Annotated in this window: 12 protein-coding genes; 7 read left to right on the top strand and 5 right to left on the bottom strand. The window is 74.4% G+C overall.

The window, feature by feature from the left end; all coding sequences use genetic code 11:
* Positions 1-11 precede the first annotated feature (11 nt).
* The 3 genes from ACWPWW_RS04485 to ACWPWW_RS04475 form a co-directional block, all read right to left on the bottom strand.
* The gene (locus ACWPWW_RS04485; protein ID WP_454049138.1) at positions 12-1,793 is read right to left on the bottom strand and encodes an EAL domain-containing protein; all 1,782 of its coding nucleotides are present in this window, start codon (positions 1,791-1,793) and stop codon (positions 12-14) included.
* 118 nt (positions 1,794-1,911) lie between these two features.
* Positions 1,912-2,472: an N-acetyltransferase family protein gene (locus ACWPWW_RS04480; protein ID WP_454049137.1), complete on the bottom strand. Its 561-nt coding sequence runs from the start codon at positions 2,470-2,472 to the stop codon at positions 1,912-1,914.
* 5 nt (positions 2,473-2,477) lie between these two features.
* Positions 2,478-3,947 (bottom strand): NAD-dependent succinate-semialdehyde dehydrogenase, encoded by a 1,470-nt coding sequence (locus ACWPWW_RS04475; RefSeq protein WP_454049136.1) that lies wholly within the window; start codon positions 3,945-3,947, stop codon positions 2,478-2,480.
* A gap of 60 nt (positions 3,948-4,007) precedes the next feature.
* Between ACWPWW_RS04475 and ACWPWW_RS04470 the strand changes: the two genes are divergently transcribed.
* The gene (locus tag ACWPWW_RS04470) at positions 4,008-4,835 is read left to right on the top strand and encodes a thymidylate synthase (protein WP_454049135.1); all 828 of its coding nucleotides are present in this window, start codon (positions 4,008-4,010) and stop codon (positions 4,833-4,835) included.
* A gap of 95 nt (positions 4,836-4,930) precedes the next feature.
* On the opposite strand, the gene ACWPWW_RS04465 is transcribed toward ACWPWW_RS04470, so the two are convergent.
* Both ACWPWW_RS04465 and ACWPWW_RS04460 read right to left on the bottom strand, forming a co-directional pair.
* Entirely contained in the window at positions 4,931-5,251 is a 321-nt protein-coding gene (locus tag ACWPWW_RS04465) for an AzlD domain-containing protein (RefSeq protein ID WP_454049134.1), read from the bottom strand.
* Positions 5,248-5,994, bottom strand: a complete 747-nt coding sequence (locus ACWPWW_RS04460; RefSeq protein ID WP_454049133.1) for an AzlC family ABC transporter permease — start codon at positions 5,992-5,994, stop codon at positions 5,248-5,250. The genes ACWPWW_RS04465 and ACWPWW_RS04460 overlap by 4 nt, the downstream gene beginning before the upstream one ends.
* Before the next feature lie 213 nt (positions 5,995-6,207).
* Between ACWPWW_RS04460 and ACWPWW_RS04455 the strand changes: the two genes are divergently transcribed.
* The 6 genes from ACWPWW_RS04455 (at position 6,208) to ACWPWW_RS04430 (ending at position 13,115) form a co-directional block, all read left to right on the top strand.
* Positions 6,208-7,164 carry a carbohydrate ABC transporter permease gene (locus ACWPWW_RS04455; RefSeq protein ID WP_454049132.1) on the top strand — a complete coding sequence of 319 codons (957 nt, stop codon included), beginning with the start codon at positions 6,208-6,210 and terminating at the stop codon, positions 7,162-7,164.
* The gene (locus ACWPWW_RS04450) at positions 7,161-8,090 is read left to right on the top strand and encodes a carbohydrate ABC transporter permease (RefSeq protein ID WP_454049131.1); all 930 of its coding nucleotides are present in this window, start codon (positions 7,161-7,163) and stop codon (positions 8,088-8,090) included. The genes ACWPWW_RS04455 and ACWPWW_RS04450 overlap by 4 nt, the downstream gene beginning before the upstream one ends.
* Before the next feature lie 107 nt (positions 8,091-8,197).
* The gene (locus tag ACWPWW_RS04445) at positions 8,198-9,562 is read left to right on the top strand and encodes an ABC transporter substrate-binding protein (RefSeq protein WP_454049130.1); all 1,365 of its coding nucleotides are present in this window, start codon (positions 8,198-8,200) and stop codon (positions 9,560-9,562) included.
* Entirely contained in the window at positions 9,559-10,380 is an 822-nt protein-coding gene (locus ACWPWW_RS04440) for a glycerophosphodiester phosphodiesterase (RefSeq protein ID WP_454049129.1), read from the top strand. The genes ACWPWW_RS04445 and ACWPWW_RS04440 overlap by 4 nt, the downstream gene beginning before the upstream one ends.
* Positions 10,381-10,496: 116 nt before the next feature.
* Positions 10,497-11,414, top strand: coding sequence for a 4-hydroxy-tetrahydrodipicolinate synthase (gene dapA, locus ACWPWW_RS04435; protein WP_454049128.1), 918 nt, complete (start codon positions 10,497-10,499; stop codon positions 11,412-11,414).
* A gap of 15 nt (positions 11,415-11,429) precedes the next feature.
* Positions 11,430-13,115, top strand: coding sequence for a ribonuclease J (locus ACWPWW_RS04430; RefSeq protein WP_454049127.1), 1,686 nt, complete (start codon positions 11,430-11,432; stop codon positions 13,113-13,115).
* Positions 13,116-13,205: the final 90 nt, after the last annotated feature.

Raw genomic sequence — 13,205 nt, 5'->3', positions numbered from 1 at the left:
CGTCGGGCGCGTCAGGACGCGAGCGGCGTCAGGTACGTGACGAGGGCCGACGACGCCATCGGCCGCGCGACCAGGTACCCCTGCACGAGCGGGACGCCCGCGGCGCGCAGCGCGTCGAGCTGCGCCTCGGACTCCACGCCCTCGGCGACGACCGCCATGCCGCGCTCCGTCGCCATCCGGTGCACCAGCTCGACGAGCAGCGCGTCCATCGGGTCGTGGAGCATGCCCGCCACCACGGAGCGGTCGATCTTGACGACGTCGACCGGCAGCCGGGTCACGTGCCGCAGCCCGGACATCGCGCCGCCCAGGTCGTCCAGGGCGATGGGCACCCCGGCGGCGCGCAGGTCGCGCAGCGCGGCGTGCGCGCGGGCGATCTGCGCGTCGGACGCGGCCTCGGACAGCTCCAGCCGGACGGCGCCGTGGGCCGTGCCGGAGCCGTCGAGCACCGCCAGCACCCGCTCGGCGAGCGACTCCTCCTCGAGCGCGGCGGGGGACAGGTTCACGTTCACCACGGCCGGCGCCAGGTCCCCGAGGTCGTCCTCCCAGGCCGCGAGGTCCCGGCAGGCCCGCGCCAGCACCCACAGGTCCAGGTCGAGCGAGAGGCCCGCACGGGCGGCGCGGTCCAGCGGCGCGACGGGTCCGCTCAGGTGCCCGTCCGCGTCCCGGCTGCGCAGCAGGGCCTCGACCTCGTGCACGCTGCCGTCGGCCGTGCCCGCGATCGGTTGGTAGTGCAGCTCGAGGGCGTCCACGTCCAGGCCGGCGCCGCGCAGCGCCACGACCGGGTCGGCGACGGAGCCGGGGGTGTCCGCCCCCGTCGGCGGCGCGGTGTCCGCCCCGGCGAGCCGCACCCGGTCGCCGCCGGACTTCTTCGCGCCGTACATCGCCAGGTCGGCCTCGCGCAGCAGCCGGTCGCTGTCGAGCAGCGCGCCGGCGCCGACCGCGAGGCCGACGCTGGCGCGGGAGTGCGCGGGAACGGGGAGCGCCGGGTCGTGGGCGGCGATCGTCGACCGCAGGGTCTCGCCGAGCTCGAGCGCCCGGACCCGCCAGGTGTCGTCCGGCGTCTGCGGCGGGAGGAGCCGCGCGAGCGCGAACTCGTCGCCGCCGAGCCGGCCCACCACGTCGCCGGGGCCGGCGCTCGCCGCGAGCCGCGTCGCGACGGAGTGCAGCAGCGCGTCGCCGAACGAGTGCCCCAGGCTGTCGTTGACCTCCTTGAGCCGGTCCAGGTCGAGGAACGCCAGCGCCACGGCGCCCCCGTCGGCCCGGGCCTGCTCGCACAGGTCGCGGAGGCCGTCGACGAACCGTGCCCGCGACGTCACGCCGGTGAGGTGGTCGTGCGACGCCTCGTGCGCGAGCTCCGCGGCGAGCGCCTCCATCAGCGTCGTGGGGTCGAGGATGCCGACCGGGGAGCCGTCCGCGCCCGTGACGACCATGTCGTGGTACCCGTCGCCGGTGACCAGCCGCTCGGCCGCCTCGGTGAGCGACGCGCCGACGTCGACCCGGGGGACGTCCCAGCGCGCGACGTCCGCCACCGGCCGCCGGCCCCACAGCGACCGCCCGAAGCCGTACCGCCCGGTCATCGTGGTCAGGAAGTCCTTGCGCGCGACCATGCCGTGCGGGCCGCCCGGGGTGCGGGGCGCGACGAGCACCGACGACCCGGTCCACCGGGTGCGGAAGCCGACGTCGACCGTCTCGCAGGAGTCGGAGGGGGCGACGACGACAGGGGGCGACACGAGGTCCGCGAGAGCACGGCCGCGGTCGGCGCGCCGCCAGGGCGCGCGGGTCGGGGAGGACACGCCGGCACGATCGCCCGGCACGACGCCGGCCTGAGGGTTCGCCGCGCGTCGTCGCCGCGAGTTCGCCGTGCGTTCACCGGCGGGCCGACCGTCCGGGTGATCCGCTCACCCGTGCGTGTCAGAGCGCGGCGCCCCACAGGTGCTCGGTGATCTCGCGCGGGTCGTCCTGCTCGCCGAGGACCCGGCGGGCGCCGACGTCGCCCATGCCGGACGACCCGAGGAACTGCTCGCGCGCGGTGTCGCCCGCGATGACCCAGGTCTGCACGCTCGTCGCGTGGTCCACGTCGCGGAGCAGGTCGACCACGGCGGCCAGCAGGCGGGAGCCGTGGCCGCGCCGGCGCTCGCCCGGGTCGACCTCGAGGGCCAGGATCTCGCCGCCGGGCGTGTCGTCGCCGGAGCCCGGGGGTGCGACGACGGGGGCGACCGAGGCGAACCCGACCAGGCGGGGCCCGTGCATCGCGACGAGCACCCGGTAGCCGCGGCCGGGCGGCGTGGCGATGGCGGTGGCCCACTGCTCCGCGAGCCGCGCCGGGTCGACGCGGTCGAGCACCTCGTCACCGAGCAGCTCGCCGTGGGTCGCGCGCCAGGCCGCGAGCTGGACGGCCGCCACGGCCTGCTCGTCGCCGGGCACCGCGGGGCGCACGGACACGTCGGCGGTGACGTCGGTCAGGGGGATCATGCCGGTCACAATGCCACGTACCGCTGCTCGCAGTACTCCTCGATGCCGGCCTCGCCGCCCTCCCGCCCGATCCCCGAGGACTTCACGCCGCCGAACGGCGCGCTCGCGTCGGACACCATGCCGCGGTTCACGCCGAGCATGCCGGTCTCGACCTGCTCGGCCAGCCGCATGACCCGGCCGACGTCGCGGGTGTAGGCGTACGCGACCAGGCCGAACTCGGTGGCGTTCGCCAGCCGGACGGCGTCGGCCTCGTCGCCGAACGTCACGATCGGCGCGACGGGACCGAAGATCTCCTCGGTGACGGCCCGCGCGTCCTCGGGGACCCGGTCCAGGACCGTCGGCGGGTAGAAGTACCCGCGCCCGCCGGGCCGGTCGCCGCCGGTGCGGACCCGCGCGCCCGCGTCGGCGGCCTCGGTGACGACGTCGTCGACGCGCTCGACGGCCGACTGCTCGATGAGCGGGCCGACGGTCACGTCCGGCTCGGTGCCGTGGCCGACGACCAGCTGCTCGAACGCCGCGGTCAGGCGGTCGGCGAACTCGGCGGCGACCGACTCCTGCACCAGGAACCGGTTGGCGGCCACGCACGTCTGGCCCGCGTTGCGCATCTTCGCGGCGACCGCGCCCTCGACCGCCGCGTCCAGGTCCGTGTCGTCGAACACCAGGAACGGCGCGTTCCCGCCCAGCTCCATCGACGTGCGCAGCACGCCGTCCGCCGCCTGCTTGAGCAGGGTGCGCCCCACCTCGGTCGAGCCGGTGAAGGACAGCTTGCGCAGCCGCGGGTCCGCGAGCACCGGCTCGGTCAGCGCCCGGGACGAGGACGTGGGGACCACGTTCACCACGCCCGCCGGCAGGTCGCGCGCGTCCAGCTCGGCGCGCAGCAGCTCCGCGAAGTAGGCGGTGGTCAGCGGGGTCAGCTGCGCGGGCTTGATCACGACCGGGCACCCGGCCGCCAGCGCCGGCGCGACCTTGCGGGTGATCATCGCGATCGGGAAGTTCCACGGCGTGATGAGCAGCGCCGGGCCCACCGGTCGGCGCAGGACCAGCTGGTGGTGGGTGCCCGCCGGCGCGCGCCGGGCGAGCCCGTCGAGCCGGACCGCCTGCTCGGAGTACCAGCGCACGAACTCGGCGGCGTACTGCACCTCGGCCCGCGACTCGGCCAGCGGCTTGCCGCCCTCGGCGGTGATCAGCGCCGCCAGGTCCTCGGAGCGGGCGGTCATCGCGTCGAACACGGACCGGAGCAGGTCCGACCGCGTGCGGGGCGCCACGTCGCGCCACGCGGGGAAGGCCCGGTGCGCGGCGTCCAGCGCGGCGAGCCCGTCCTCGGGGGTGGCGTCCGCGACCTCGAACAGCACGTCGGTGGTCGCGGGGTCCACCACGGGGAAGGTCCCGCCGCCGGTGGCGTGCCGCCACTCGCCGTCGACCAGCAGGCCGGTCGGGGTGTGCGCGGCGACGTACGGCGGCAGCGGCGAGGTCATGGGCCCAGTGTCGACCCGCACCTCCCGGATCGGCACCCCGTGCGTCCTACGATGGGGTCCATGACGACCCCGGCCGGCCCGACCACCACGCCCGCGTCGACGCCGTACGAGGACCTGCTGCGGCTGGTGCTCGCGACCGGGACCCCCAAGGGCGACCGCACCGGTACCGGGACGCGCAGCGTGTTCGGCCACCAGATGCGGTTCGACCTGTCGCAGGGCTTCCCGCTGGTCACGACCAAGCGCGTGCACCTGAAGTCGGTGGTCGGCGAGCTGCTGTGGTTCCTGCGCGGCGACTCCAACGTCCGGTGGCTGCAGGCCAACGGCGTGCGGATCTGGGACGAGTGGGCCGACGAGGACGGCGAGCTGGGCCCGGTGTACGGCGTGCAGTGGCGGTCCTGGCCGACGCCCGACGGCGGCACGGTCGACCAGCTGGCGCAGGTGCTCGACGCGCTGCGCGCCGACCCGGACTCCCGGCGGCACATCGTCTCCGCGTGGAACGTCGCGGATATCCCGTCCATGGCGCTCGCGCCGTGCCACGCGTTCTTCCAGTTCTACGTGGCCGACGGGAGGCTCTCCTGCCAGCTGTACCAGCGGTCGGCGGACCTGTTCCTCGGGGTGCCGTTCAACATCGCGTCCTACGCGCTGCTCACGCACATGGTGGCGCAGCAGGTCGGGCTCGAGGTCGGCGACTTCGTCTGGACCGGCGGCGACTGCCACATCTACGACAACCACGTCGAGCAGGTGACCGAGCAGCTCACCCGGGAGCCGTACCCGTTCCCGACGCTGCGCCTGCGCCAGGCCGCGAGCCTCTTCGACTACACCTTCGAGGACGTCGAGGTCCTGGACTACCAGCACCACCCGGCGATCAAGGCCCCCGTCGCGGTCTGAGCGCGCGGACCGGCCCGTCGCCGGCTCTTTCTCGCGTCGCAGGCCGGAAGATCGGCCGGCGACGCGAGAACGCGCCGGCGATCGCCCGCCGCCCGTCAGGGCACCCCCAGCCAGCGCAGGCCCGCCGCCGTGGCAGCCGCCAGCAGGACCACGACGACGAACGGGGCGCGGAGCAGCAGCGCCACCGCCGCCACGACCAGCGCCGCCACGCGCGCGTCCAGCACCAGCGCTCCGTCGGTGGTGCCGGTCTGCACGGCGACCAGCGCCGCCAGCAGCGCGGCCGTGACGAGGGCCGCCGTGCGGGTCACGCGCGGCCGGGCGAGCACCCGCTCCGGGACGACGTGCCCGAGCACCTTGGTCGCCAGCACCACGACCGACGCCGCGAGCACGGCCCACCACACCGCCAGCCGGCTCACGGGGTCACCACCGGGTCGGCCGTGCCCACCGCGTCCTGGTCGTCCCCGGGCCGCTCCAGCGCCCCGACGACGATCGCGAGCGCGGCGGCGGCGAGCACCGGCACCCCGGCGGGCACGACGGGCGTGAGCGCCAGCGCGACCACCGCGGCCGCGACCGCGACCACGCGCGCCGTGCGGACGGCCCGGCGGTCCCCGCCCGACAGCCGCGGCCAGAGCAGCGCCAGGAACGCGGCGGCCGCCGCGGCGTCCAGCCCGTAGGCCCGCGGGTCGCCGAGCGCGTCGCCGAGCAGCGCCCCGAGCAGGGTGCAGGCGTTCCACAGCACGAACACGCCGGCGCCGGTCCACCAGAACCCCGCCCGGGCGGCGGCGCGGGTCGGCTGCGCCGTCGACACCGCGGTGGACTCGTCGATGGTCAGGTGCGCGGCGAGCAGCCGGCGCCACCCGCCGGCACCCAGCAGCGGCGCCACCTGCACGCCGTAGAGCCCGTTGCGCGCGCCGAGCAGCCCGGCGGTGGCGACCACGGCACCGACCGCCCCGCCGGCGCCGATCACGCCGACCGCCGCGAACTGCGAGCCGCCGCTGAACATCAGCAGGCTCAGCACCATCGTCTGCGGCAGGTCCAGCCCGGCCGCCACGGACAGGGCGCCGAACGAGACGCCGTACAGGCCGGTGGCCAGCGACACCGACAGCGCGGTGCGGACGGCGGCGCGCACGGCGGTGTCGGCGGGAGGTCGGGCGGGCACGCGTCGAGGGTAGGACGTCCCGCCCCGGCCGCTGCGCGGCTGTCCGCCGGCTGACCTGCGGGTGGCCGGGTGGAACCCCAGGTGAACGACCCGGGAAGGCTCGCGGAACGTCGGCTCGAACGGCTCGATCCGGGTCGCGCGGCAGCGGAGAGTGGTCCGGGCCGCGACGTCGCGGGCCGTGCACCTGCCCCCTCGTTGAACGGGTCCTCCCTCGTGACCACTGCTGACGTCCTCGCTCCGCCGCCGGCGGCCGCGCCCCCGCGCGCGCCGCGGCAGCGCGGAGCCCTCCAGTCGCGTCGCCGCCGGTCGGCGCTGATCTGGTTCCTGCTGCTGGCCGGGCCCAATCTGGCCCTGCTGGCGGTGTTCGTCTACCGGCCGCTGATCCAGTCGTTCTACCTGTCCACGCTCCAGTGGAACCTCGGCTCGCCCGTGGCCCGCCAGATCGGCCTGGGCAACTACGTCGAGCTGTTCACCTCCCGCGGGTTCGGCCAGATCGTCACGACCACGGTGGTGTTCACCGTCGCGACGGTGGGCGGCGCGATGCTGCTGGGCCTCGGCCTGGCGGTGCTGCTCAACCAGAAGCTCAAGGGCCGCGGCTTCGCCCGCACCGTGGCGTTCGCGCCCTACGTGCTGTCCGGGTTCGCCGTCGGCATCCTCTGGCTGTTCATCTTCGACCCCCGCTACGGCCTCATGCGCGAGGTGCTGAGCTGGGTCGGCGCGACGTCGCCCCAGTGGTACACCGAGCGCCCCTGGCCGCTGGTCATGGTGATCGTGGTCTACCTGTGGAAGAACCTCGGCTACGTCGCCCTCATCTACCTGGCCGGCCTGCAGGCCGTCCCGCAGGACCTCAAGGACGCGGCGGCCCTCGACGGGGCCTCGTCCTTCCGGACGCTGCGGTCGATCATCCTGCCGCTGCTCACGCCGACGTCGTTCTTCCTGCTGGTCACGATGATGCTCGCCTCCCTGCAGTCCTTCGACATCATCAAGGCGATGACGCAGGGCGGGCCGCTCGGGTCGACCACGACCCTCATGTACTCCGTCTACCAGGAGTCGTTCGTCAACGGCCGCGCCGGGTACGCCTCGGCCGTCGCCACGGTCCTGTTCCTCGTGCTGCTGGCGGTCACCGCGGTGCAGATGCGGTTCGTCCAGCGGAAGGTCCACTACGCATGAGCGTCCTGACCCCCCGTCGCCCGGCGTCCGGCGCGACGCAGCCGCCCCCGGCGGTGCCCACCCGGCGCGACGTCCGGCCCACCGCCGCCTCCTCGCGGCCCGGGCACCGGCAGCGCCCGCACGTCGGCAGCTACGTCGCGATGGTCCTCGCGACCGTGGTGCTCGGTGCCCCGCTGGTCTGGCTCCTCCTCGCGAGCCTCAAGACCCCGGCCGAGCTCTACCAGTTCCCCGTGCAGTGGCTGCCGGGCGCGCCGAGCCTGGACAACTTCGCCCAGGCGGCCGACACCGTCCCGCTCGGCCGGCTGCTGATGAACAGCATCGGGCTGACCGTCGTCGGCGCGGGCCTGAAGGTCGTCCTCGGCCTCACCTGCGCCTACGCCCTGGTGTTCCTCGAGCTCCCGCTGAAGAAGCTCGTGTTCGGCCTGGTCATCGCGACGCTGATGATCCCGCCGCAGGTCACGATCATCCCGAACTACACCCTGGTCGCCGACCTCGGCTGGCTGAACACCTACCAGGGCATCCTCGTGCCGGGCCTGGCGAGCGCGTTCGGCACCTTCCTGTTCCGCCAGCACTTCCTGTCGCTGCCGGTCTCGATCCTCGAGGCGGCGGAGCTGGACGGCGCCGGGCACTGGCGCAAGCTCTGGCGGTTCGTGGTCCCGATGAGCAGCCCGACGATCGCGGCGGTCACGCTCGTGTCTGTCGTCACGGAGTGGAACGACTACCTCTGGCCGTTCCTGGTCATCGACCGCGCCGACAAGATGACGCTGCCGATCGGCCTGACCCTGCTGCAGAACATCGACGGCCTCACCAACTGGGGCGTGCTGCTGGCCGCCACCGTCGTCGTGACCCTGCCGATCCTCCTCGTCTTCCTGGTCCTGCAGCGCCGTCTGGTCGACGGCCTGACCGCGGGGGCCGTCACCGGCTGACCCGCCCGCCCACGTGGCCGGTCCGCCGGTCGCCCCCGACGGTCGTGCCCCCGCACGCCGTCACCGCGCACCCTGCCCGGGTGCCGAACCCCCGAAGGAGCACCACCGTGTCCCACCCCCAGAGGCGTCGCCGCGGCCTTCCCGCCCTCGCCGCTGTCGTCGCCGGCACGACCCTCGCCCTGACCGCCTGCGGCGGCCCGAGCACCGCCGCCCCGGGTTCCGAGGCCGGCGAGTCGACCGCGTCGACCGACTGGTCGCAGGTCGAGCCGGCCTCCGAGATCACCTGGTGGAGCAACCACCCCGGCCAGTCCCAGGCCGTGGAGGAGCAGCTCATCGCCGCGTTCGAGGCGGAGAACCCGGAGATCACGGTCAACCTGGTGACCGCGGGCGCCAGCTACGACGAGGTCGCCCAGCGGTTCCAGGCCGCCTCGCAGACCGAGGAGAAGCCCGACCTGGTCATCGCGTCCGACGTGTGGTGGTTCCGCTACCACCTGAACGACCAGATCATGCCGCTCGACGACGTGTTCGAGTACCTGGACGCGGACGCCGAGGACCTGCAGCCCGGCCTGTACGGCGACTACGAGTACGACGGCCAGCACTGGGCCGCGCCGTACGCCCGGTCCACGCCGCTCTTCTACTACAACAAGACGATGTGGGCGGCCGCGGGCCTGCCCGACGAGGGGCCCGAGACCTGGGAGCAGCTCCAGGAGTGGAGCACCGCCCTCGAGGCCCAGGTCCCGGCGGAGGGCTCGCCCTTCGGCCTGTCGCTCGGCACGTCGTGGTCCGCCTGGTGGTTCGAGAACATGATCTGGGGCCAGGGCGGCCAGTACTCCGACGAGTTCGACGTCACGCTGGACTCCGAGGAGGCGCTCGCCGGCGGCGAGTTCCTGCGCGGCCTGTTCCACGGGGACGACGCCATCGCCACCGTCTCGGCCGACGACTCGATGACCGACTTCGCGTCGGGTCTCATCGCCTCGACCATCGGCTCGACCGGCTCGCTCAAGGGCGCGCTCGACGCGGCGTCCTTCGAGGTCGGCACGGCCTACCTGCCCGACGGCCCGCAGGGTGGTGGCACCCCGACCGGTGGCACCGGCCTCGCGATCTCGTCCTCCAGCACCCCCGAGGAGCAGCTGGCCTCGGCGATGTTCCTGGAGTTCCTCACGAACACCGAGAACACCGCGACCTTCTCCCAGGCGACGGGCTACATGCCGGTCCGCACCTCGGCCGTCGAGTCCGACACGATGGAGGCCGTCTACGAGCAGTTCCCGCAGTTCCGCACCGCGGTGGACCAGCTGGCCGAGAAGGCGCGCCCGCAGGACTACATCCGCGTGTTCGTCCCGGGCGCCGACGCGCTGCTCACCGACGCGCTGGAGCAGATCGTGCTCGAGGGCACCGACCCGGCCGAGGCGTTCGAGTCGGTCACCCCGCAGATCGAGACGGCGTACGAGGAGAACGTGGAGCCGTACCTGTGACGGACACGGCCATCGGTCCGGTCGCCGGGGTCGCCCAGGAGGGCGGCCCCGGCGCCGGGGTCCGCGCCCCGCTCGTGGTCGCGCACCGGGGCAACTCGGCCGTCGCCCCGCAGAACACGCTCGCCGCGTTCGAGGCGGCGTGGCGTGCGGGCGCGCACAGCATCGAGATCGACATCCAGCCCACGGCCGACGGCCAGGTCGTCGTGATCCACGACGACACGGTCGACGCGACCACCGACGGGCAGGGCGTGGTCACCGAGATGACGCTCGACGCCGTCCGGGCGCTCGACGCGGGCTCGTGGTTCGCCGCGGCCTACGCCGGGCAGCGGGTGCCCACGTTCGCGGAGGTCCTCGAGCTGCTGGTCCGGCGCCCCGGCATCGACCTGCTGCTCGAGCTCAAGGGCCCCTGGACCACCGAGCAGGTCCGGCCCGTCGTCGCGGCCATCCACGCGGCCGGGCTCGCCGACCGCGTGATCGGGCAGAGCTTCTGGCCGGAGTCCGTCCGGGCGCTGGCCGAGGTCGACCCGGGACTGCGCCGCGGGCTCCTGGTGTTCCAGGTGCCGGACGAGCAGGACGGCGGGGTCGACGCCCTCGTGGCGCTCGCGGGCGACCTCGGCGTCATGACGGTCAACCCGTACGGGCCGCTCCTGATCGCCGAGCCCGAGCTCGTCGACCGCCTGCACGCCGCCGGGCTGCAGGTGCAGGTGTGGACGCTCGACGAGCCGGAGCACTGGGCCGCCGCCGTCGAGCTCGGGGTGGACGCGGTCATCACCGACCGCCCCGACCGGCTCGCGGGCTGGCTCGCCGCCCGCGCCTGACCGACGCCCCACGAGGCCGGCACCCCGCCCGGGTGCCGGCCTCGTGCCGTCCTCGCGCGTGCCCGGGCGCTGGTCCGGGTGCGCGGCGGCCCGGTGCGGGGCGGTACCGTGGGCGCATGCTCCCCGCCACCCCGTCGCGTCCCTTCGGCGCGGTGCTCACCGCCATGGTGACGCCGATGCGGGAGGACGGCTCCGTCGACCTCGACACGGCCGTCCGGCTGGCCACGCACCTGGTGGACCACGGGCACGACGGCCTCGTGCTCAACGGCACGACGGGCGAGTCGCCCACCACGCACGCGCCGGAGAAGGCCGAGCTCATCCGCGCCGTCGTCGCGGCGGTGGGGGACCGGGCCGCCGTCGTGGCGGGTGCCGGCTCCAACGACACCCTGCACGCCGTGCGGATGGCCGAGCAGGCCGCCGAGGCCGGCGCCGACGGCCTGCTCGTCGTGAGCCCGTACTACTCCCGCCCGTCGCAGGACGGGCTGGTCGCGCACATCACGGCCGTCGCGGACTCGACGCCGCTGCCGGTCATGCTCTACGACGTCCCCGGACGCACGGGCGTGCGGTTCGCCCAGCCGACGCTGGACGCGCTCGCCGCGCACGACCGCGTGGTCGCGATGAAGGACGCCACCGGCGACCTCTACGCCGCCGCCACCGCCGCCGCCCGCACCGGGCTCGCCTGGTACAGCGGCGACGACTCGCTCTACCTGCCGTTCCTCGCCCACGGCGCGGCCGGCATCGTCAGCGTGGTCGGCCACGTCGCCGGCCCGCAGCTCGCCGCGATGACGGCGGCGCACGACGCGGGCGACCACGCCCGCGCGCTCGAGATCTTCCTGTCGATCGCACCGGCGATCGACGCGCTCAACGGCCAGGGGTTCCAGGCGGTCGCGGCCAAGGCCGCCGTCTGGTCCCTCGGGCTGATCCCGTCCCGACACCTGCGGCTGCCCAACGTCGCCGCGTCGGACGAGGACGTCGAGGCGGTGCGCGCGGGCCTCGTGGCCGCGGGCCTCGCCGGCGTCCTCGCCACGTCTTGACCGACCAGGAGAAGCATGTCCCACCCGCACCCCGACCTCGCCCTGCCGCCCGCCCTGCCCGAGGGTGCCCTGCGCATCGTGGCCCTCGGCGGGCTCGGTGAGGTCGGTCGCAACATGGCCGTCCTCGAGTACGGCGGCCGCCTGCTGATCATCGACTGCGGCGTCCTGTTCCCCGAGGACCACCAGCCCGGCGTCGACCTGATCCTGCCGGACTTCGACTACATCGCCGACCGGATGGACGACGTCGACGGCATCGTCCTCACCCACGGGCACGAGGACCACATCGGCGCCGTGCCGTACCTGCTGCGGCTGCGCCACGACATCCCGCTGATCGGCTCGCAGCTCACGCTCGCGTTCGTCGAGGCGAAGCTCAAGGAGCACCGGATCACCCCGGTCACGCTCGCGGTCAAGGAGGGGCAGACCGAGCAGATCGGCGCCTTCTCCTGCGAGTTCGTCGCCGTGAACCACTCCATCCCGGACGCGCTCGCCGTCGCGGTGACCACCCCGGCCGGCACCGTGCTGCACACCGGCGACTTCAAGATGGACCAGCTGCCGCTGGACGGCCGGATCACCGACCTGCGCGCGTTCGCCCGCCTCGGCGAGAAGGGCGTCGACCTGTTCATGGTCGACTCCACCAACGCCGAGGTCCCCGGGTTCGTCGCGCCGGAGCGCGACATCGGCCCGGTGCTGGACGGCGTGTTCGCCACCTCCGCCCGCAAGATCGTCGTCGCGTCGTTCTCCTCGCACGTGCACCGCGTCCAGCAGGTGCTCGACGCCGCCGCGGCGCACGACCGCAAGGTCGCGCTCGTCGGCCGGTCGATGGTCCGCAACATGACCATCGCCGCGGAGCTCGGCTACCTCAAGGTGCCCGAGGGCGTGCTCGTCGACCAGAAGCGGATGGGCGACATCCGCGACGACGAGCTCGTCCTCATGTGCACCGGCTCGCAGGGCGAGCCCATGGCCGCGCTGTCCCGGATCGCGAACAACGACCACAAGATCTCGGTCGGCATCGGCGACACCGTCATCCTCGCGTCGTCCCTGATCCCCGGGAACGAGAACGCGGTGTACCGCGTCATCAACGGCCTGACCCGGCTCGGTGCGCGCGTCGTGCACGGCGGCAACGCCAAGGTGCACGTCTCCGGCCACGCCAGCGCCGGCGAGCTGCTGTACTGCTACAACATCCTCAAGCCGCGCAACGTCATGCCGGTGCACGGCGAGGTGCGCCACCTCGTCGCCAACGGCGCGCTGGCCGTGAAGTCGGGCGTCCCGGCCGACCGCGTCGTGCTGGCCGAGGACGGCGTCGTCGTCGACCTGGTCGACGGCCGGGCGAGCGTCGTCGGTGCCGTGCCCTGCGGGTACGTGTTCGTCGACGGGTCCAGCGTCGGCCACATCACCGAGACCGACCTCAAGGACCGGCGGATCCTCGCCGACGAGGGCTTCATCTCGATCTTCGCCGTGGTCAGCACCGCGGACGGCAAGGTGCTCACCACGCCGCAGATCCAGGCCCGCGGCTTCGCGGAGGACGACAAGGTCTTCGAGGGCATCCTCCCGGACGTCGTCGCCGCGCTCGAGGACGCCACCCGCTCCGGCGCCGTCGACACGCAGCAGCTGCAGCAGGTCGTGCGCCGCGTCGTCGGCCGCTGGGTGTCCAACCGGCTGCGCCGCCGGCCGATGATCATCCCGGTGGTCGTCGAGGCCTGAACCGCGCCTCGCGCCCCGCGCCCGGCCCGGTCCGGCACGCCCCTCACGGCGTGCGGGACCGGGCCGTCGTCGTCGGCGGGCGGTACGCCG

Source organism: Cellulomonas sp. Marseille-Q8402 (genome assembly GCF_965119525.1).
Note: the sequence above shows the minus strand (reverse complement) of the source record. Positions and strands in the feature narration are given on the sequence as shown.